18 protein-coding genes are annotated in these 20,143 nt (G+C 63.1%); 9 read left to right on the plus strand and 9 right to left on the minus strand.

The genetic code is table 11. From position 1 onward, the window contains the following. The first annotated feature begins 40 nt into the window (after positions 1 to 40). From FBY20_RS15515 to FBY20_RS15555, 9 genes are all read left to right on the plus strand, one after another. A complete protein-coding gene (locus FBY20_RS15515; protein ID WP_142053235.1) occupies positions 41 to 754 on the plus strand; it encodes a FadR/GntR family transcriptional regulator in 714 nt (237 codons plus the stop codon). Positions 755 to 893: 139 nt separating this feature from the next. After that, positions 894 to 1,868, plus strand: a complete 975-nt coding sequence (locus tag FBY20_RS15520) for a sialic acid TRAP transporter substrate-binding protein SiaP (protein WP_056325459.1) — start codon at positions 894 to 896, stop codon at positions 1,866 to 1,868. A gap of 80 nt (positions 1,869 to 1,948) precedes the next feature. Next, positions 1,949 to 2,575, plus strand: coding sequence for a TRAP transporter small permease (locus FBY20_RS15525; protein WP_142053237.1), 627 nt, complete (start codon positions 1,949 to 1,951; stop codon positions 2,573 to 2,575). Positions 2,576 to 2,611: 36 nt separating this feature from the next. Continuing rightward, a complete protein-coding gene (locus tag FBY20_RS15530; RefSeq protein WP_056325462.1) occupies positions 2,612 to 4,021 on the plus strand; it encodes a TRAP transporter large permease in 1,410 nt (469 codons plus the stop codon). A 12-nt stretch (positions 4,022 to 4,033) separates the two neighbouring features. Then, positions 4,034 to 4,780 (plus strand): SDR family oxidoreductase, encoded by a 747-nt coding sequence (locus FBY20_RS15535; RefSeq protein WP_062839595.1) that lies wholly within the window; start codon positions 4,034 to 4,036, stop codon positions 4,778 to 4,780. Between the two features lie 31 nt (positions 4,781 to 4,811). Continuing rightward, positions 4,812 to 5,678: a fumarylacetoacetate hydrolase family protein gene (locus FBY20_RS15540; protein WP_062839596.1), complete on the plus strand. Its 867-nt coding sequence runs from the start codon at positions 4,812 to 4,814 to the stop codon at positions 5,676 to 5,678. Positions 5,679 to 5,710: 32 nt separating this feature from the next. Then, positions 5,711 to 7,246, plus strand: coding sequence for a UxaA family hydrolase (locus FBY20_RS15545; RefSeq protein WP_142053239.1), 1,536 nt, complete (start codon positions 5,711 to 5,713; stop codon positions 7,244 to 7,246). Positions 7,247 to 7,305: 59 nt separating this feature from the next. Beyond that, complete coding sequence (locus FBY20_RS15550; RefSeq protein WP_142053240.1) at positions 7,306 to 8,826, plus strand: mannitol dehydrogenase family protein; 1,521 nt, start codon at positions 7,306 to 7,308, stop codon at positions 8,824 to 8,826. A 10-nt stretch (positions 8,827 to 8,836) separates the two neighbouring features. Beyond that, positions 8,837 to 9,901 carry an Ldh family oxidoreductase gene (locus tag FBY20_RS15555; protein WP_142053242.1) on the plus strand — a complete coding sequence of 355 codons (1,065 nt, stop codon included), beginning with the start codon at positions 8,837 to 8,839 and terminating at the stop codon, positions 9,899 to 9,901. 11 nt (positions 9,902 to 9,912) lie between these two features. On the opposite strand, the gene FBY20_RS15560 is transcribed toward FBY20_RS15555, so the two are convergent. The 9 genes from FBY20_RS15560 to FBY20_RS15600 form a co-directional block, all read right to left on the minus strand. Continuing rightward, the gene (locus tag FBY20_RS15560; protein WP_142055978.1) at positions 9,913 to 10,932 is read right to left on the minus strand and encodes a YihY/virulence factor BrkB family protein; all 1,020 of its coding nucleotides are present in this window, start codon (positions 10,930 to 10,932) and stop codon (positions 9,913 to 9,915) included. 229 nt (positions 10,933 to 11,161) lie between these two features. Next, the gene (groL, locus tag FBY20_RS15565; protein WP_056325479.1) at positions 11,162 to 12,802 is read right to left on the minus strand and encodes a chaperonin GroEL; all 1,641 of its coding nucleotides are present in this window, start codon (positions 12,800 to 12,802) and stop codon (positions 11,162 to 11,164) included. A gap of 37 nt (positions 12,803 to 12,839) precedes the next feature. Further along, the gene (groES, locus tag FBY20_RS15570; RefSeq protein ID WP_006221616.1) at positions 12,840 to 13,127 is read right to left on the minus strand and encodes a co-chaperone GroES; all 288 of its coding nucleotides are present in this window, start codon (positions 13,125 to 13,127) and stop codon (positions 12,840 to 12,842) included. Positions 13,128 to 13,345: 218 nt separating this feature from the next. After that, positions 13,346 to 14,467, minus strand: coding sequence for a glycerate kinase (locus FBY20_RS15575; RefSeq protein ID WP_142053244.1), 1,122 nt, complete (start codon positions 14,465 to 14,467; stop codon positions 13,346 to 13,348). A 75-nt stretch (positions 14,468 to 14,542) separates the two neighbouring features. Beyond that, the gene (gene pyk / locus FBY20_RS15580; protein ID WP_142053247.1) at positions 14,543 to 15,985 is read right to left on the minus strand and encodes a pyruvate kinase; all 1,443 of its coding nucleotides are present in this window, start codon (positions 15,983 to 15,985) and stop codon (positions 14,543 to 14,545) included. A gap of 6 nt (positions 15,986 to 15,991) precedes the next feature. Further along, positions 15,992 to 16,951, minus strand: a complete 960-nt coding sequence (locus FBY20_RS15585) for a D-2-hydroxyacid dehydrogenase (RefSeq protein ID WP_142053249.1) — start codon at positions 16,949 to 16,951, stop codon at positions 15,992 to 15,994. 69 nt (positions 16,952 to 17,020) lie between these two features. Further along, positions 17,021 to 17,992 carry a tripartite tricarboxylate transporter substrate binding protein gene (locus FBY20_RS15590; protein WP_142053251.1) on the minus strand — a complete coding sequence of 324 codons (972 nt, stop codon included), beginning with the start codon at positions 17,990 to 17,992 and terminating at the stop codon, positions 17,021 to 17,023. A gap of 27 nt (positions 17,993 to 18,019) precedes the next feature. Next, positions 18,020 to 18,886, minus strand: coding sequence for a CoA ester lyase (locus FBY20_RS15595; protein ID WP_142053253.1), 867 nt, complete (start codon positions 18,884 to 18,886; stop codon positions 18,020 to 18,022). 14 nt (positions 18,887 to 18,900) lie between these two features. Next, complete coding sequence (locus FBY20_RS15600; protein WP_142053255.1) at positions 18,901 to 20,082, minus strand: CaiB/BaiF CoA-transferase family protein; 1,182 nt, start codon at positions 20,080 to 20,082, stop codon at positions 18,901 to 18,903. Positions 20,083 to 20,143: the final 61 nt, after the last annotated feature.

Here is a 20,143-nt window from a genome sequence, read left to right on the forward strand (position 1 = left end):
GCGCAGGATTCTGGTCAATTGGTAAGGCCACTTTACCTATATGCCGATTCAGACCATTGAACCTCGCCGCCTGTATCGCCAGATCGCCGATCAGCTTCGCCTGCTGATCGAGGCTGGCGAATTTCCGGCCGGCGCGCGCCTGCCGCCCGAGCGCGACCTAGCGCTGAAGCTGGGCGTGTCCCGGCCGTCGGTGCGGGAAGCGCTGATCGCGCTGGAGGTCGAAGGCTGGGTGGAAGTGCGCATGGGTTCGGGCGTGTACGTGCAAGGCCCGGGCGGCGCGCCGCGCGCCAGCCTGACCGCCGAAAGCCCGCTTGAAACCATCCGCGCCCGCCGCACCATCGAGAGCGAGCTGGCCGCGCAGGCGGCGCTCAATCCCGTGCCCGCATTGGTGGAAGGCCTGCGCGAAGCCGTCGATGCGATGGAAGACGAGGCGCGGGCCGGCAGCGTGCCCATCCGCGGCGACCGGCTGTTCCATCTGCGTGTGGCGGAAATGGCCAACAACGCCGTGCTGGTGCGCGTGGTGGGCGAACTCTTTGACGAACGCCACAACCCGCTCTCCGTGAAGCTGGGCGATTACTTCGAAAATTCCGACAGCTGGGCCGTCGCCATCACCGAGCACCGCCGCGTCATCGACGCCATCGCGGCCGGTGACGAACAGGGCGCGCGGGCCGCCATGCGTGAACATCTTTCCTGCTCGTACGACCGCCTGATGGCCAGCTGGCCCGGTGCGGCGGAAGCCTTGCGCGCTGAATAGCAACAGGCTGCCGGTCCCTCCCGGGAGGCCGGCGGCAACTCGCAGTCGCAGTTGGTAGGTGCAGCTCCAGTAGGTGAACTCCATATGTAAAACATGACGCGAGGCCGCCGAGCCCGCCACCTCAAAGAGAGGAGACAACATGAAGCCAGGCAACGCCATCAAAGTGCTCTTTGCCGCCGTCGCGATCGCCGTCAGCGGCTCCGCGCTGGCGCAGACCAAACTGAAGTGGGCGCACGTCTACGAGACGTCCGAACCGTTCCATACCTCGTCGGTGTGGGCCGCTCAGGAGATCGAGAAGCGCACCAACGGCCGCTATCACATCGACGTCTATCCGGCCTCGCAACTGGGCAAGGAAAACGATATCAACCAGGGGCTGACGCTCGGCACGGTCGACATGATCATCTCCGGGTCCAGCTTCGCGGCCAAGAGCTTTCCGCGCATCGGGGTCACGTACTATCCCTACACCTTCCGCAGCCCGGAGCACCTGATCGCCTACACCAAGAGCGATATCTACAAGGAGCTCACCCAGGGCTACGACGAAAAGAGCGGCAACCACATCGTCGCGACCACCTACTACGGCACGCGCCAGACGACGTCCAACAAGCCGTTCACCAAGTGCAGCGAGATGAAGGGCCTGAAGATTCGCGTGCCGGACGTGGCCGCGTATCTGGCCATGCCGCGCGCCTGTGGCGCCAACACCGCGCCCATTGCCTTTGCCGAGGTCTATCTGGCCTTGCAGAACGGCACGGTCGAAGCCCAGGAAAACCCCCTGACCACTATCGAGGCCAAGAAGTTCTACGAGGTGCAGAAGAACATCATCCTCACCGGCCACATCGTCGATCACCTGAACACGGTGATCTCCGGCAAGCTCTGGAAGAGCCTGTCGGACGAGGACAAGAAGATCTTCGCCGAGGTCGCGCAGCAGGCCGCGGAAAAGGCGTCGGCCGAAGTGGCCGCGTCCGAGAAGAAGATGGTCGACGTCTTCAAACAGCGTGGCCTGACGGTGGCCGAGGTCAACATCGACGACTTCCGCAACACCGTGCTGGAGAAGGTGCCGTTCAAGCAATACGGCTACGAGAAGTCGGACTGGGAAAAGATCCAGGCGGTGAAGTGAACGCCGGCGCGGCGGGCCGCCACGTCGGTCCGCCGCGCCCGATCTGATCGCCACACCGATCCCGCACGAGGGGAGATTCCATGCACTCCAACGCGAAGGCCGCGCCGATGGCGGCCGTCAGCCATCCGCCGGACAAGCCGCCCGGCGCCCATCACGTTTCCTCGGTGGACGAGATCGTCCAGAGTTTCGAGGAAGCCGATCATCACCTGGTCAGCCTGGCCGGCTACCAGCCGGAAGACTGGATTTGCCTGGCCATGTTCTGGGCGATGGCGCTGCTGGTGTTCCTGCAGTTCTTTTCCCGCTACGTCCTGAACGACTCGTACGCCTGGACCGAGGAGCTGGCGGTGTATTGCCTGATCGGCGTGGTGTTCTTGGGATCCGCGATGTGCGTGCGCGCGTGCCGCCATATCCAGGTGGACTTCCTGTACCGCTACCTGCCCAAGCCTGCCGGCCGCGTGCTGTCCACGCTGATCGATATCCTGCGCACCGCGTTCTTCGGCTATGCCGTGTGGCTGACGTACCGCTACATCGTGCTGGTCGGCGACGAGCCCATGACGACGCTGTTCTGGAACAAGGCGTACGTCTACTGGGTGGCGTTGGCGGGCTTCGTCATGATGTTCTTGCGGTCTCTGCAGGTGTCCGTGCAGAACTGGCGGCAGGGCTACTCCATCCTGGAGAACCCCGCGGCCTATGAGTCGCTGGACTGAATTCCCGAATCCGCAGTGCCTTTGCCAGGAGCGAACATGGGCACCCTGATTGGAACCTTTCTGCTGTTGATGATCATGGGGCTGCCGGTGGCGGTCTCGATGGCGGGCGCATCCCTGCTGTACATCCTGATTTCCGGCAGCGTGCCGGACGTCGTGATCGCGCAGCGCATGATTGCGGGCGTCGAGTCGTTTCCGCTGCTGGCCGTGCCGTTCTTCATCCTGGCCGGCAACCTGATGAACATCGCGGGCATCACGGGCCGCATCTACAACTTCGCCGTCGCGCTGGTGGGCTGGATGCGCGGCGGGTTGGGGCAGGTGAACATCATCGGCTCAGTGGTGTTTGCCGGCATGTCCGGCACCGCCATCGCCGACGCCGCGGGCCTGGGCACCATCGAGATCAAGGCCATGAAGGACCACGGCTACCAGACCGAGTTCGCGGTCGGGGTGACGGCCGCGTCGGCCACGCTGGGCCCCATCATTCCGCCGTCGCTGCCGTTCGTCATCTACGGCATGATGGCCAACGTGTCGATCGGTTCGCTGTTCCTGGCGGGCCTGATTCCCGGCCTGGTGCTGACCATCCTGATGATGCTCACCGTGGCCTACTACGCGCGCCGCAACAACTGGGGCGGCGACGTTGCCTTCAACTGGAAGCGGCTGGGCGGCGCGGGGCTGGAAGTGCTGATCGTGCTGGCATTTCCGATGTCGATCTGGCTGATGACGCTGGCGGGCGTGTCGCCCAACGTCGCCACCGGCATCTCGTTCGCGGCCTTGCTGCTGCTGGACTGGAAGTTCAACTTTTCGGCCGTGATGGCGCTGATGGCGCCGGTGATCCTGATCGGCGGCATGACGCTGGGCTGGTTCACGCCCACGGAAGCCGCGGTGGCGGCCGTGATCTGGGCGCTCTTTTTGGGACTGGTGCGCTATCGCTCCATGACGTTGCGCACGCTGGCCAAGGCGTCGTTCGACACCATCGAGACCACCGCGTCGGTCCTGTTCATCGTGACGGCAGCCTCGGTGTTCGCCTGGCTGCTGACCACGACGCAGGCCGCGCAGGCGCTCACCGACGCCATCCTGAGCGTCACGCAGAACAAGTGGGTGTTCCTGCTGATGGCGAACGTGCTGATCCTGATCGTCGGCTGCTTTATCGACACCATCGCGGCCATCACCATCCTCGTGCCCATCCTGCTGCCTATCGTCCTGAAGCTGGGCATCGACCCGATCCACTTCGGGCTCATCATGACGCTGAACCTGATGATCGGCCTTCTGCATCCGCCAATGGGCATGGTGCTCTTCGTGCTGGCGCGGGTGGCCAAGCTGTCGGTCGAGCGCACCACGATGGCCATCCTGCCGTGGCTCGTGCCGCTGTTCGTGGCGCTGATCGCCATCACCTACATTCCTTCGATCACCCTGTGGCTGCCCACCGTAATGGGCATGACCGGCAAATAAGGACGCACGCCCATGTCAGCAAGACTGCAAGGCAAGACCGCCATCGTCACCGCCGCAGGGCAGGGCATTGGCCGCGCCGTGGCCCTGGCCTACGCGCACGAGGGCGCCGATGTGCTGGCCGTGGACCTGAACGGCGCCGCGCTGGAGTCGCTGTCCGGCTGCCGCACGCACGTGCTGGACGTAACCGACGCCCGCGCCGTGCGCGCGCTGGCCCAGGATGCGGGCGGGGTGGACGTGCTGTTCAATGGCGCGGGTTTCGTGCACGCGGGCACCATCCTGGATTGCGACGAGGACGCCTGGGATTTCTCGTTCAACCTGAACGTGCGATCCATGTACCTGCTGATCCGTGCCTGCCTGCCGGCCATGCTGGCGCGCGGCGCGGGGTCCATCGTCAACATGGCGTCCGTGGCGGGCAGCATCAAGGGCGCGCCCAACCGCTGCGCCTACGGCGCCACCAAGGCGGCCGTCATCGGCCTGACCAAGGCGGTCGCCGCCGACTACGTGGGGCAGGGCATCCGCTGCAACGCGATCTGCCCCGGCACGGTGGAGTCGCCGTCCCTGCGCCAGCGCATCGACGCGCAGGCGCTGGCCAGCGGCCAGTCCGTCGCGGCGGTCGAAGCCGCCTTCACCGCGCGCCAGCCAATGGGCCGGATCGGCCGCGCCGAAGAGATCGCCGCGCTGGCGGTGTATCTTGCCAGCGACGAATCCGCCTTCACCACCGGCACCGCGCAGGTGATCGACGGCGGCTGGTCCAATTGAATTCTTCTTTTCCAGCAACCAGGAAACCGCTATGAAACTGATGCGCTATGGCGCCAAGGGCTCGGAAAAGCCCGCCTTGATCGACGCAGAGGGCCAGGTCCGCGACCTGTCGTCCGTCATTTCCGACATCACCGCCGAGTCGCTCGTGCCCGCCAAGCTGGCGCAGTTGCGCGCGCTGGATCCGGCGTCGCTGCCGCTTGTTGCGCAGCCCGGCCGCGTGGCGCCGCCGTGGCGCGGCATGGGCAAGTTCATCTGCATCGGCCTGAATTACGCCGACCATGCCGCCGAGTCCGGACTGCCCGTGCCGGCCGAACCGGTCATCTTCATGAAGACGACGTCGGCCGTGGTGGGCTGCAACGATCCGGTCGTGCTGCCGCAGGAATCGGTCAAGACCGACTGGGAAGTCGAGCTGGGCGTGGTGATCGGCGAGAAGGCCCGCTATGTCAGCGAGGCCGACGCCATGAAGCACGTGGCCGGTTACTGCGTGGTGAACGACGTGTCCGAGCGCGAATACCAGATCGAACGCGGCGGCACGTGGGACAAGGGCAAGGGCTGCGATACCTTCGGCCCCATCGGTCCTTGGCTGGTCACGGCCGACGAGATCCCCAATCCGCAGGACCTGGAGATGTGGCTTGAGGTCAACGGCAAGCGCTACCAGAACGGCAGCACCCGCACGATGGTGTTCGGCGTGGCGCAACTGGTGTCGTACGTCAGCCGCTTCATGACGCTGTACCCGGGGGACCTCATCAGCACCGGCACGCCGCCCGGCGTGGGCATGGGCCAGAAGCCGTCGCCCGTTTATCTGAAGGCGGGCGATGAAATGAAACTGGGCATCGCGGGCCTGGGCGAACAGCGCCAGCGCGTCCATGCCTGGGATCCCGCCCTGATCGACGGCTGATCCGCAAGGCCCCCTTGTATTCCGGAGTTCTCATGTCGCAGACCGATACGGCAGTCATCCGCATTCACCCGGCGGACAACGTGGTGATCGCCAGACGCCAGCTTGTCAGCGGCACGAGGCTGGAAGGCGAGGGGGTGACCATCGTGGGGCTGGTGCCGCCGGGCCACAAGGTGGCGGTTCGCGCCATCGCGGCCGGCGAACCGGTGCGCCGCTACAACCAGATCATTGGCGTGGCGCGGCAGGACATTGCGCCCGGCCAGCACGTCCATACCCAGAATCTGGAATTCTCGGATTTCGAGCGCGACTATGCCGTGGGGCAAGATGCGCGGCCCACCGACTACGTGGGGGCGCCGGCCATGTTCGACGGCATCGTGCGCGCTGACGGCCGCATCGCCACCCGCAACTACATCGGCATCCTGACCAGCGTGAACTGTTCGGCGACGGTGGCGCGCGCCATCGCCGATCACTTCCGCCGCGACATCCGGCCCGAGGCCCTGGCAGCCTGTCCGAACGTGGACGGCGTCGTGGCGCTGACGCATGGCGCGGGCTGCGCCACCGGCAGCGACGGCGAACCATTGCGCGTGCTGCGGCGCACGCTGGGCGGTTACGCCCGGCATGCCAACTTTGGCGGGCTGATGGTTGTGGGGCTGGGTTGCGAGACCAACCAGATCGGCGGGCTGATGGAGCAGGAGCATCTGCTCGAAAGCGGCATGCTGCACACCTTCAACATCCAGGACACCGGCGGCACGCGCAAGACGGTGGCGCGCGGCATCGAACTGGTCGAGCGCATGCTGGACCAGGCCAATCGCGTCCAGCGCCAGCCCGTGCCCGCCAGCCACCTGACCGTGGGGTTGCAATGCGGCGGGTCGGACGGCTATTCCGGCATCAGCGCCAATCCGGCGCTGGGCGCCGCGGTGGACCTGCTGGTGCGCCACGGCGGCACGGCCATCCTGTCCGAGACGCCGGAAATCTACGGCGGCGAGCACCTGCTGACGCGCCGCGCGCAATCGCCCGCCGTGGCGGACAAGCTGCTGGCGCGCGTGCGCTGGTGGGAAGACTACTGCGCCCGCAACGACGCCGAGATGGACAACAACCCCTCGGCCGGCAACAAGGCGGGCGGGCTGACCACCATCCTGGAAAAATCGCTGGGCGCCATCGCCAAGAGCGGCACGACCAATCTCACCGACGTCTACGAGTACGCCGAGCCCGTGCATACGCGCGGGCTGGTCTTCATGGACACCCCGGGCTACGACCCGGTCTCGGCCACCGGGCAGGTGGCCGGGGGCGCCAACCTGATCTGCTTCACGACCGGCCGCGGGTCTGCGTATGGCTGCGCGCCAGCGCCGTCGCTCAAGCTGTCCACCAACACGGCGCTTTGGCAGCGCCAGTCCGACGATATCGACATCAATTGCGGCGAAGTCGTCGACGGCGCGCAAAGCGTGGCGCAGATGGGCGAGCGCATTTTCCAGCTCATGCTGCAGACGGCGTCGGGCCGGCGCACCCGCAGCGAGACGCACGGCTACGGACAAAATGAATTCGTCCCGTGGCAACTGGGCGCGGTGATGTAGCGAAGACGGCTCGGGGCATGCTATACCCTGGCGTCTCCCCTTTTAGGCATAGCGCACCCATGCTTGAACGTTTGAATTCGGAGTCATTGCCGCGTCTGCCCGCCGACGTTGAAAAGCCCAGCTACGACCGTAGCCGGCTGACGCCGGGCATCGTCCATCTTGGGCTGGGCGCCTTTCACCGGGCGCATCAGGCGTTTGTCACCGATCAGGCCATGCAAGCCAGCGGCGACCTCACCTGGGGCATTCTGGGCGTCTCGCTGCGCCACCCCGCCACCCGCGATGCGCTCACGCCCCAGGACGGGCTGTACACGCTGGCCGTGCGCGACGCCGGTCCGGACGGCCAGGACCGCGAACACCTGCGTATCGTGGGATCCGTGCTGCGCGTGATGGTGGCCGAGGAAGACCCCAACGCCGTTCTCGAACGCATCGCGTATCCGCAGACCCGCATCGTCAGCCTGACCGTGACGGAAAAGGGCTACAGCCACGAACCGGCCACGGGGCATCTGCGCTGGGACGATCCGGACATCGTGCACGATCTGGAAAACCCCATCCGGCCCCGCAGCACCATCGGCATCCTGGTCTACGGCCTGGCGCTGCGCCGCGAGCGCGACCTGCCGCCGATCACGCTGTTGTCGTGCGACAACCTGCGCGGCAACGGCGACACGCTGCGCAGCCTGGTGCTGGCCTTTGCGCTGCGCGTCGACGTGACCCTGGCCGACTGGATCGACCGCCACTGCACGTTTCCGAATTCCATGGTCGACCGCATCGTGCCGGCCACCGAAGACCAGGACCGCCGGCGGATTGCCGAACGCCTGGGCGTCGAGGATGCCTGGCCCGTGCTGGGCGAGCCCTATCTGAACTGGGTGATCGAAGACCGGTTCGCCGCCGGCCGCCCCGCCTGGGACGCGTACGGGGGCGCCACCTTCGTGCGCAATGCGGCGCCCTACGAGCGTTTGAAACTGCGCATGGTCAGCGGGCCGCATTCGGCCCTGGCCTACCTGGGCGCGGCGCTGGGACTGCATACGGTGGCCGATGCCGCCAACACGCCCGCCCTGCGGGAGTTCGTCGACGCCATGATGCGCGAAGAGATCGCCCCGACTCTGCGCGGCATTCCCGACACGGGGCTGGTGGAATACCGTCTGCGGTTTCTGGAACGGATCTCCAACCCGGCGCTGCCGCATCCGCTGTCGCAGATCGCCATGGACGGATCGCAGAAGCTGCCCCAGCGCCTGCTGGACACCATTCGCGACCGGCTGCGTGCCGGCCACGGCATCGATCGTCTGTGCCTGGCAGTTGCCGCATGGCTGAATTACCTGCGCGGCGAAGACGAGCAGGGCAGCGCCTACCCCATCCAGGACCCGATCGCCGCGCGCCTTGACCGCCTGTTGGCGCGCGCCGAGGTGGCCGCGCATGCCGCCATGCCGTCGCAGGCGGCGCAGCGGCGCGCGACGGTGCTGGCGCGTTTCAAACCGGTGTTCGGCGACCTGGGCAATTCGGCCGAGTTCGTGGGCGCCCTGACCAAGCATCTGGAAGCGCTGCGCGAGCACGGTGTGATCCATGCCGTGCAGGCGGCCACCTAGGAGACAGGACATGAACGCCGACCGCCGCGTGACCGCCACCGACTGGGAACGCTGGGGCACGGCGTGCCTGCTGGCGCAGGATTTTCCGGCCGATGACGCGCGCTGCCTGGCGCAAAGCCTGGCGCAGACCAGCCTGTGGGGCATCGATTCGCACGGCATCGCGCGCCTGCCGCATTACCTGAACCGCGTGGCGCATGGCTCGATCCTGGCGCGTCCCGACATCCGCGTCGACCGGACGGGGCCGGGGGCCGCCCAGGTGCATGGCGGCCGGGGGCAGGGCATCGTGGTGGCCCATCGGGCCAACGCGCTGGCAATCGACCTGGCGCGCGAGGCTGGGGTGGCGGCGGTGGGCGTCAGCGACTCGTCTCACTGCGGGGCGATCGGCCTGTACAGCCGCGCGGCCGCTCGGCAGGGTCTCATCGGCATCGCCTTCACGCATTCCGATTCCATCGCCGCACCCTTCGGCGGCCACGAGCCCTTTTTCGGCACCAATCCCATCTCGCTCGCCTTTCCGCGGGCGGGCGGACAGCCGCTTTGCCTGGATATGGCGACAACCGCCATTCCGTGGAACCGCGTCATGAACGCGCGGCGCGACGGCGCGGCGCTGCCGCCGGGCGTGGCGTTGGACGGGCGGGGCGACGACTCCACCGATGCGCAGGCCGCGCGCGCCCTGCGTCCGCTGGGCGGCGAGGAATACGGCTACAAGGGGTATGGCCTGGCAATGATGATCGAGCTGCTGTGCGGACCGCTGAACGGCAACCCTCACGGCCCGCACATCTCGTCCATGTACGACGCCTTGGACCGGCCGCGCGAACTGGGCGCGTTCTTCATCGTCATCGATCCGGCGCGCTTCGCGGGGGGCGCGGCCCTGGCGTCGGTGGTGGCGGGAATGGCGATGGAGCTATCGGAAGCGCCCGGCAAGCCTCGCATGCCTGGCGACCCGGAGGCCTCGCACGAAGCGGAACGCCAACGCCTCGGCTTGCCCGTGCCGCCGGCGCTTTGGAACGAGATGCACGTCTGGAGCGACCGGCTCGGCGCGGCGCTGCCGCCCTTGCATCAGACGCGGCAGGCGTGAAGCCCCGGCGGTCAGGCGTCGGTCGGGGGCGTCTGCACGGGTGATTGGGCGGGCGGCTGCGTGGGCGATTGCGTGGGCGATTGCGTGGGCGATTGCGTGGGCGTTTGCGCGGGCGATTGAACCGGCGGTTCGGCGGACGGCGTGCGCGGCCGCTCCACCTTGCCAAAGCGCAGCGCAAACTGGCGCGTGAAGACCGCGCCAAAGAAGAAGATCTGCGCCGAATACCAGATCCACAGCAACAGCGCGATCAGCGACCCGGCCGCGCCATAGGCCGACACCGCCGCGCCGCGGCTCAGGTACAGCCCGATCCCCCATTTGCCCAGCAGGAACAGCCCGGCCGTCACGATGGCCCCGGGGATCACGTCCTGCCACGAGATCTTGGCGCTGGGCAGCAGCTTGAAGATCACCGCGAATAGCGCCGCCACCACCGAAAACGAAAACAGATTGGACGCCCATTCCGCCACGATCGAGAACGTCGAGTTGGCCCACAACGAGCCATAGATGCCCCTGGCCGCCGCGAGCGCCGCGTTCACGGTCAGCGACACCAGCAGGAACAGCGCCAGCACCAGCACCAGTCCGAACGACAGCAGACGGCTGCGCACCAGTCCGTGCAGGCCGCTCTTCTGGTTGGCCCTCACGTCCCACAATTCGTCCAGGCTGGCCTGCAATTCCGCGAAGGCCGTGGTCGCGCTGAAGACCAGCACGCAGACCGACACCAGCGCCGCCATCCAGCCGCTGCCCGATTCGTGGGCGCTGGCCAGCACGGTCTGGATCACCTCGGCCCCGCGATCGCCGATCAGGTCGCGCAATTGCGCAAACAGCTCGGATCGAACCGCTTCCTCGCCAAAGAAGGCGCCCGCCACCGCGATCACCAGCAGCAGCATCGGCGCCAACGAAAACACCATGTACAGCGCCAGCGCCGCGCCCTTGCTGGACGCGCGATGACTGGACCACTGCTTGGCCGAGTCCACCAGCAGGCCGCCGATCTGGGAGGGGCGCAGGATACGCAGCACGGTTCGGGGCAGTCGCATGGGCAGGTTCTCGGTGAGACGAACCTTCATTGTAGGGACGCATGCAAGCTCCAGATACGGGCAGATTGTTGGCAAAAGTTTGCCAACCCCGGGAAATCCGGCGCCGCTGAAACAACACGCAAAGATATCCGGCCGGACAAAAGAAAAACCCCCGGGGCGAAGGACCGGGGGTTTTTGGATACTGCATTTCCCGGCCGAAGCCGGGGAGGCCTTGCAAGAACAGCAGGACTTAGAAGTCCATGCCGCCCATGCCGCCCATGCCGCCGGGCATGGCCGGAGCAGCGGGCTTGTCTTCAGCCAGTTCAACAACGGCGGCTTCGGCCGTCAGCAGCAGGCTGGCGACGGAGGCAGCGTTTTGCAGGGCGGTGCGGGTCACCTTGGTGGGATCCAGCACGCCTTGCTCGACCAGGTCGGTGTACTCGCCGGTCGCGGCGTTGTAGCCGTAGTTGCCCTTGCCGTTCAGCACGTTGCTGACCACGACGCTGGCTTCTTCGCCGGCGTTCGTGACGATGGTGCGCAGGGGCTCTTCCACAGCGCGCAGGATCAGCTTGATGCCGGCGTTCTGGTCAGGCGTGTCGCCCTTCAGGTCAGCGATGGCTTGCTTGGCGCGCAGCAGCGCAACGCCGCCACCAGCCACAACGCCTTCTTCCACTGCAGCGCGGGTGGCGTGCAGGGCGTCTTCGACGCGAGCCTTCTTTTCCTTCATTTCGACTTCGGTGGCAGCGCCAACGCGAATCACGGCAACGCCGCCGGCCAGCTTGGCCACGCGTTCTTGCAGCTTTTCACGGTCGTAGTCGGACGTGGCTTCTTCGATCTGCACGCGCACTTGCTTGACGCGGGCTTCGATGGACTTGCTGTCGCCAGCGCCGTCGATGACCGTGGTGTTTTCCTTGCCCACTTCGATGCGCTTGGCTTGGCCCAGCTCAGCCAGCGTGGCCTTTTCCAGCGACATGCCGGTTTCTTCGGAGATCACCGTGCCGCCCGTCAGGATGGCGATGTCTTCCAGCATGGCCTTGCGGCGGTCGCCGAAGCCAGGCGCCTTGACGGCGGTGGTCTTCAGGATGCCACGGATGTTGTTCACAACCAGGGTGGCCAGCGCTTCGCCTTCGACGTCTTCCGCGATGATCAGCAGGGGACGGCTCGACTTGGCGACTTGTTCCAGCACGGGCAGCAGGTCGCGGATGTTGCTGATCTTCTTGTCGAAGATCAGGACATACGGGTCTTCCAGGACGGCGACTTGCTTGTCCGGGTTGTTGATGAAGTAGGGCGACAGGTAGCCGCGGTCGAATTGCATGCCTTCGACGACGTCCAGCTCGTTTTCCAGCGACTTGCCGTCTTCGACGGTGATGACGCCTTCCTTGCCAACCTTGTCCATCGCGTCAGCGATGATCTGGCCGATGGAGGAATCGCTGTTGGCCGAGATGGAACCGACTTGGGCGATTTCCTTGCTGGTCGTGACCGGCTTGGATTGCTTTTGCAGTTCGGCGACGGCAGCGGCGACAGCCTTGTCGATGCCGCGCTTCAGGTCGATGGGGTTGAAACCGGCGGCAACGTACTTCAGACCTTCCTGAACGATGGCCTGGGCCAGCACGGTAGCGGTCGTGGTGCCGTCACCGGCGTTGTCGGAGGTCTTGGACGCGACGTCCTTGACGAGTTGGGCGCCGATGTTTTCGAACTTGTCCTTCAGTTCGATTTCCTTGGCGACGGACACACCGTCCTTGGTCACGGTCGGGGCGCCGAACGAGCGCTCCAGCACGACGTTGCGACCCTTGGGGCCCAGGGTGGTCTTGACAGCGTTGGCGAGAACGTTCACGCCACGGACGATGCGCACACGGGCGTCATCACCGAACAATACTTGCTTGGCAGCCATGTCTTAGCTTCCTTCGAAAATTCGTTTGAGGCAGGGTTTACTGGACCACGGCGAGGATTTCGTCCTCGCGGATGACGAGCAGTTCTTCGCCATCAACCTTCACGGACTGGCCGGCGTACTTGCCGAACAGAACCTTGTCACCAGCCTTCAGGTCAACCGGCAGGATCTTGCCGTCTTCGGTCTTCTTGCCGGGGCCGACGGCCACGACTTCACCCTGGTCGGGCTTTTCAGCGGCGCTGTCCGGGATGACGATGCCCGAGGCAGTCTTGCGCTCGTTTTCGAGGCGTTTGACGATCACGCGATCGCCCAGGGGACGCAAGGCCATGAGGAACTCCTGTTAACTAAAAGTAAGTGAATGGTCGGTTTGCCCCGGGAGGTGTTAGCACTCACCGGTGTCGAGTGCTAATTATAGGGATGATGTTTGGAGGTTCAAGGGGGGGAGGTGCGCTGTTACATATTGGTGTCGCAGACGGCGACGCTTAATCGCTTACCGAGACTGGGCTACCAGCCGGAGGCAAGGACGTTCGTGAGCGCGGCCGGTCCTCAAATGGACCATAGCCGAGTCGCGTCTCGGGCCCGGTCAGTCAAAAGGGCTTCTGCGTGTTCGCAAGCGGCATCCAGCGTCATCGGACCGCTGACCAGGCTAAAGGCCGCAGATACCCCGCAAGCGTAGAGCGCATCGTATCCCTCGCCCAACGCGCCGGCGAGGGCAATCACTGGCACGCCGGCCCTCTGGGCGATTCGCGCAACTCCCGCAGGGGTTTTGCCATGAAGTGTCTGTGCGTCCATACGACCTTCCCCGGTGAAGACCAGGTCAGCGTCGCCTATTTCGGCTTCCAAGCCGCAGATCTCTGCAACGATCTCAACCCCCGGTCGGAAGCTTGCACGCAGAAAAGTCATTGCTGCAAAGCCGAGACCCCCAGCGGCACCCGCGCCTGCGCAATCGCGCTGGTCCGTTCCGAAATGACTGGCGCAGACATTCGCAAGGTTTTCTAAAGAGAGGTCTAACTCCCTGACCTGGTCGAGCGTCGCGCCTTTCTGAGGCCCAAATACATGCGATGCGCCGCTATTTCCGCACAAAGGATTGTCGACATCAGAGGCCACCTCGATCTTGACGAGCGCCAATCTCGGATCTAAATCCGATGTGTCCAGCTTCGCTAGTGTCTTGAGTGCTGCGCCGCCTGGTGGAAGCTGACTGCCTTTCGCGTCCAGAAAGCGCACGCCCAGGGCGGCCAGCATCCCGGCGCCGCCATCGTTGGTGGACGAGCCCCCTAGACCCAAAATAATTCGATCGGCATGAGCGTCAAGCGCGGCTTTAATTAACTGGCCCACGCCAAAGCTGCAGGCGTTCATCGGTCTTCTCTGCGAAGGCGGAATCAGCGCCAGGCCAGCGGCGGCAGCCACCTCAATGACGGCGGTATTCCCAATCAGCCCCCAAGACGCTTCTTGATCTTCGCCTGACGCACCTCGCACTCTGCAGGATTTGCGGTCGCCATGGGTGGCACTCAGGAGTGCGTCTAAAGTGCCTTCGCCACCGTCAGCCATCGGAATGCGAAAAATTCTGGCATCAGGTAGCACCTGGCGAACACCGCGAGCGATCGCTGCGGCGGCAAGTTCCGCTGAGAGACTCTCTTTAAAGGAGTCTGGGGCAATAACGACTTTCAGAATGAAACTCCTGGCGCAGAATGCGTCCGAAGGGAAGGTTGTAGGGTTGAGGCGCTGATGATCGAGTCGAAAGACCTATTCAATTTTCAAGATCTTCATCCCGTTCGTGCCGCCGCTATCGCGATAGAAATCACCTTTGGTCAGGATCACCCAATCGCCGGACTGCACCAATTCCCGTTTCCTAAGTTCCTCAATAGCTGCGTCGCTCAGGTCCGCGGGATCGTGCTCGGCAGGAGAAAACGGAATGGTGTATACGCCTCTGAACATGGCTGCCCGATTCTGCGTGGTGGGATGCGGGCTATAGCAATAGATAGGTACGCTTGATCGGATGCGCGACATGATCAGCGGCGTCAGGCCACTCTCTGTCAATGCGATGATCGCCCGGATCCCCGGGAAATGGTTCGCAGCGTACATCGCTGAAAGAGCAATGGTCTCGTCGCATCTCTGAAACACTTCGTCCAGTCGATGATGAGATTTGCTGGAAGTCGGATGCTTTTCCGCGCCCAGGCACACGCGGGCCATGGCCTGCACGGCCTCGATGGGATACTGTCCGGATGCACTCTCTGCTGACAGCATCACGGCGTCCGTATAGTCCAGCACGGCGTTGGAGACATCGGAAACTTCAGCCCGCGTTGGCATCGGGCTGCTGATCATAGATTCCATCATCTGGGTGGCCGTAATCACAACCTTGTTCAGTTTGCGGGAATGCAAAATGATTCGCTTCTGAATGCCGACGAGTTCGGCGTCTCCGACCTCCACGCCTAGATCACCACGCGCGACCATGACGCCATCGCTGGCTTGGATGAGAGCGTCGAGCGCTTCGTCATCTACGACCGCATCCGCTCGCTCGATCTTCGCGATGATCCACGCTTGGCTGCCCGCAGCGCGAACCAACGCTCGCGCTTCCTCAATGTCTTGGCCATACCGAGGGAAAGAGACGGCAACGTAATCGACGCCTAGTTCGGTTGCCAGCAGTATGTCGGCTCGATCCTTATCGGTCAGACTGGGCGCGGACAAGCCGCCACCGCGCCGATTGATCCCTTTGTTGTTGGATAATGGCCCGCCTACGCTCACTATCGTGTGTACGGCATCTCCTTCGATACTGGTGACCTTCACGACGACACGTCCGTCGTCCAGCAAAAGCTCATCGCCGGCGGCACAGTCGCGAGCCAGTGCCGGATAGTCGATTCCGACTATGGACTCGTTGCCTTCCTCTTTTGGATGCGAGTTAGAGAGGGTAAAAGGCTGCCCCGTCTTTAGCGTGACAGTCTTGTTCGCAAAGCGCGCGATGCGAATCTTTGGGCCCTGGAGGTCGCCCATCAACGCAACGAAACGGCCGTTGCGAGCGGCCAGGTCGCGAACCTTTTGGGCACGCTCCCGGTGGTCGTCGGCACTTCCATGGGAAAAATTGAGGCGAGCTACGTCAAGGCCAGCAAGAATCAGGCCCTCGAGAACTTCATCCTTCGTGGTCGCGGGCCCTAACGTAGCCACGATCTTCGTACGGCGCAATGCGTTCATAGTCTGCTACCCGGCACTCACCACGTTGCGAGGAGAGGAAGCAGCAAAAGACTCAACATTGTCGATCAACTGATCCGCCAGGCCTTGCATTGCCTCCTCCGAGGCCCACGCTACGTGTGGGGTCAGCAGGAAATTTGGTAGCTTCGACAGTTCCATGAAGGGATGACTGGCTTCGGGCGGCTCCACAGTGCAAACGTCGAAGCCGGCACCTGCGATGGCTCCGGACCGAAGTGCGTCCGCAAGTGCCTGCTCTTCGACCAGTCCGCCACGGGCCGTGTTGATGATCAGAGGTTTGCGTAGCATCTTCGCAAATTCAGGCGCCCCAATCATGTTGCGCGTCGCTTTGTTCAGCGGGCAATGCAGCGTGATGATGTCGGATTTGGCCAACACCTCATCAAAGGGGGTGTATAGGCTGCCCATGCCGGAGGAGCCTTTGAAGGCGGAGAACAAGACCTTCATTCCCAGGGCGCGACCGATGTCCGCAACGGCGCGTCCGAGTACGCCATCGCCGATGATTCCCAATGTCGAACCTGCCAGGTCGCGGATGGGGTAGTCGAAGTAGCAGAATTGCCCAGATTCTTGCCAACGGCCTGCCGATACCGAGTTTGCATACGCCAGAATGCTGCGGCGTAAAGCGAATATGAGTGCAAACGTGTGCTCGGGTACCGTGTTGATGGCGTAGTTGCGGATGTTGCTGACGACTATCTGTCGTTTGGCGCACTCGGCCAGATCAACGTTGTCAGTTCCCGTCGCGGCAATTGCGACAAGCTTCAAGTTCTTTGCGCTGCTGATGGCGTCAGCGTCAAGGCGAACCTTGTTCGTAATCACGACGTCCGCGTCGATAATTCGATCCCGAACTTGTGCCGCACCGGTCACGTCGTGGGACACGAGTTCATGTTCGAAGGCAGGGGCACGTAGCACGACGCTGGGGCCTAAGGTAGCCCGATCTAAGATGACAATCTTCATTTTGGAACCATTGAATTTAGAACAGCTATAGGTTTGCGACGTTAAGACTGTGGGCGATGCTGATTGCCGTCAGTCAACAATCGCGCCTGACTCTTTTACGATGGGCGTCCAGCGAGCAATATCTGCTTTAAGCATGGCTGCGAGCTTATCGGGGCCACCCTGGATGCGCTCTACGCCAACGCTCTTCAACTTCTTTAGTGCGTCAGGAGAGCTGGTGGCCATTTCGACAAGCTCTGCCAGCTTTTGAATGACTGGGGCGGGCGTTCCTTTTATCGCGAACAATCCCACCCAAAGCTCGCCTTCATAGCCGGGTACTACTTCGCCGATCGCCTCCACGTCGGGCAGCGCGGGAGACCGTTGCGCGGAACTCACGCCGAGAGCGCGGAGCTTGCCACTTCGAACGAACTCGATGCACGAAGGAAGGCTGGCGAAAGCCATGGGGATCTGCCCGCCCATGACATCGGTCATGGCTTGCGATACACCACGGTAAGGAATGTGCTGCAACGGAATACCTGCACGCTGAGTCAACATGGCGCCCAGCAGGTGATTGAGCGAACCATTACCAGCGGATCCGTACTGAATCGGTGGATTGCTTTCGCGCGCAACCTTGACGAACTCAGCCATGGTTTTGGCTGGAAAGGACGGATGCACCACGAGAACGTTTGGAACCGTGCCGACTGGCGCAACAGGTGGGAAGTCCTGCACAGGATCAAAGCCCACCTTTCGATACAGCACGGGGTTGATCGCCTGTGTACTGCTTACGGTCAGCAGCAACGTATACCCATCGCCATTAGCGCGCGCTGCGTATTCAGTCCCCAGGTTGCCATTCGCGCCGGCTCGGTTCTCTACGATGAAGGGCTGGCCAGACAGGTGAGTCAATTGCTCGGCAAGGATGCGACCGACAACATCGTTGGTTCCTCCGGGAGATTGCGGGATCAGCAAAGTTACGGGGCGGCTAGGATAGGCCGGCTGCGCAAACGTCTTCGTGCTGAGCAGCAGCGCAGCAGTTGCAATGCCGAACTCGCGTCGTGAAAGTTTCATTGTTTTGTCTCCTTGCTCTTAGATTTTTTATCGGCCCGCTTCAAGCAAGCGCTGCCGTGCCCGCTCATAGACAGGTTTGTCCACCATCAGGTCGCCAACTTTGATAGCGCCTTGACCGTTTTGAAGGGCTTGTTCAAACATGGCGATGACCATTCTTGCCTCCTCCAATTGCGCTGGAGTCGGCGTGTAGCAACGGTTGACCACGTCGATGAATTTGGGGTGAACGATGACTGCCCCACGAAACCCAAGAGTCTTTGCGCGCTCCAAGACCGCCTCAAAGTCCTCCGGGCTCCCCAATTGCGCAATTGAGGCAAGAAAGCCGATCGGTTGAATGCCAGCGGCCCGTGCTGCGTTGAGTACCATCAGACTCGGGTAATACAACGCGTCGGGCGTCGGCAAGCACCCGACGTTGAGCGAATAGTCTTCGCTGCCAAGCATGATGCCCATGATTCTTGGGGATGCCGCGGCGATTTCATAAAGACGAGGAAGAGCGGCGGCGCTTTCAATCTGCAGCAGAAACCGCACTGAATTCTGAGGGCTATTGGCCCTACGCTCGAGCTCCGAGACGATGCTGTCAAGGTTTTGGACGTCGCGAGGGTGCTCTACCTTCGGCAGCACGACGATGTCCAGGCCTGGCACCACTGCGGCGGTAAGGTCCTCAACTGCGGTCAGCCAGTCGCCATTTATGCGCACTGCAGCTAGCTTGCTCGCACGCTTTAGCCGGTCGATTGAACTTCTCAGCTTTTCTCTTGCTTCGGGTTTGAGGCAAGGGTGAGTTCCGTCCTCAAGGTCCAAGATGACTGCGTCGCTGGCGCGTCCTATAGCGCTTGCCAATAGCTTTTCATTTGCGGCAGGAACAAACAGCAGCGATCGAATGATGGTCGTATGGGTCATGTCGGTGGGCTCCTTCAGGTCGCCATATCCGGGCGGCTGTTGAGCCAGCGTTCGTTGTCCTGGCCCAGTGTGGGCGCGCTGCGACGAATGGGCGGACGTTCCCCATCGATGCGATATGGCGCAGCATGTACAAGGACTGTTCTGCCGTCCGGAGCCTGCTGCTCAACCAACAGCTCTCGCTCCACGACATACGGATGATCGATAAGATCTTCAATGTCGCATACGGGCCCGGCTGTGATGTCACGGCTAGCGAAGAACTCCAGCGCCTCATCCAGCGTCAATTTGGCTAGATGGCCCTGAATGATGTCGTCCAAGGCGTCAATGTTGGCGAGACGCGCCTCATGCGTAGCAAAGCGGGGGTCTAGCAAGCCTTCCGGGTATCCCACGCCGTCAAAAAGGCGCGCCAACGTGCCTTCCATGCCAGCAGACAATGCAACCCACTTCTCGTCTTTGGTGCGATAGACATTTCGGGGAGCGTGGGTTGGGGAGCGGCTACCGGAACGCGGCGTCGTCTTGCGAGTCAGCTGAAACTCAGCCGCTTGAGGTCCGAGGATTGAGAAAAGCGGCTCGAAGAGGGAAAGGTCGATTTCTTGGAGGGGAGCATTGCTTTGAGCGTTCCGCCGATGGACGGCCGCCAGGGCAAGCGCAGCGCCATAGATGCCCGCGACAGAGTCGGCCATGGCGAAGGGAGGCAGCACCGGCGGGCGATCGCTGTACCCATTCATTGCGGCAAAGCCGCTCATCGCCTCAATCAGGGAACCGAATCCACCTTTTCCTGCATATTGGCCTGTCTGTCCCCAGCCCGAAATGCGCACAACCACAAGCCCAGGGCGAATTGCCTGCAAAGTGGTTCTATCCAGGCCCATTTTTTCAAGCGTTCCGGGCCGGAAGTTCTCTACGAGAACATCGGCTCCGGCAAGCAGCTTTCGAAGATCCTCCATGCCGCCCTCAGTTCTAAGATTGAGTTCGACGCTATCCTTGTTGCGGCTGTAGGCAAGCCAGTAGGTGCTCATCCCTTCGCGTTGCCATGCCCGCAATTCATCGCCCTTGCGTGGTGGCTCGACCTTGACGACTGCTGCGCCCAGATCAGCAAGGACGTGAGTAAGCATGTTGCCGGACACCAGGCGCGAAAGATCCACAACGCGCAGATCCGCGAGAGGCTGGCCGCTAGAAATTTTCCGTGATGAGTCGTTCATTCGTTGCTCCTTGGAGCCAGTGTCAAGCGTTCCTTGGTATAAGTAAAATACATTTGAAATC

The sequence above is a fragment of the Achromobacter sp. SLBN-14 genome (genome assembly GCF_006715415.1).
GTDB lineage: Bacteria > Pseudomonadota > Gammaproteobacteria > Burkholderiales > Burkholderiaceae_B > Achromobacter > Achromobacter mucicolens.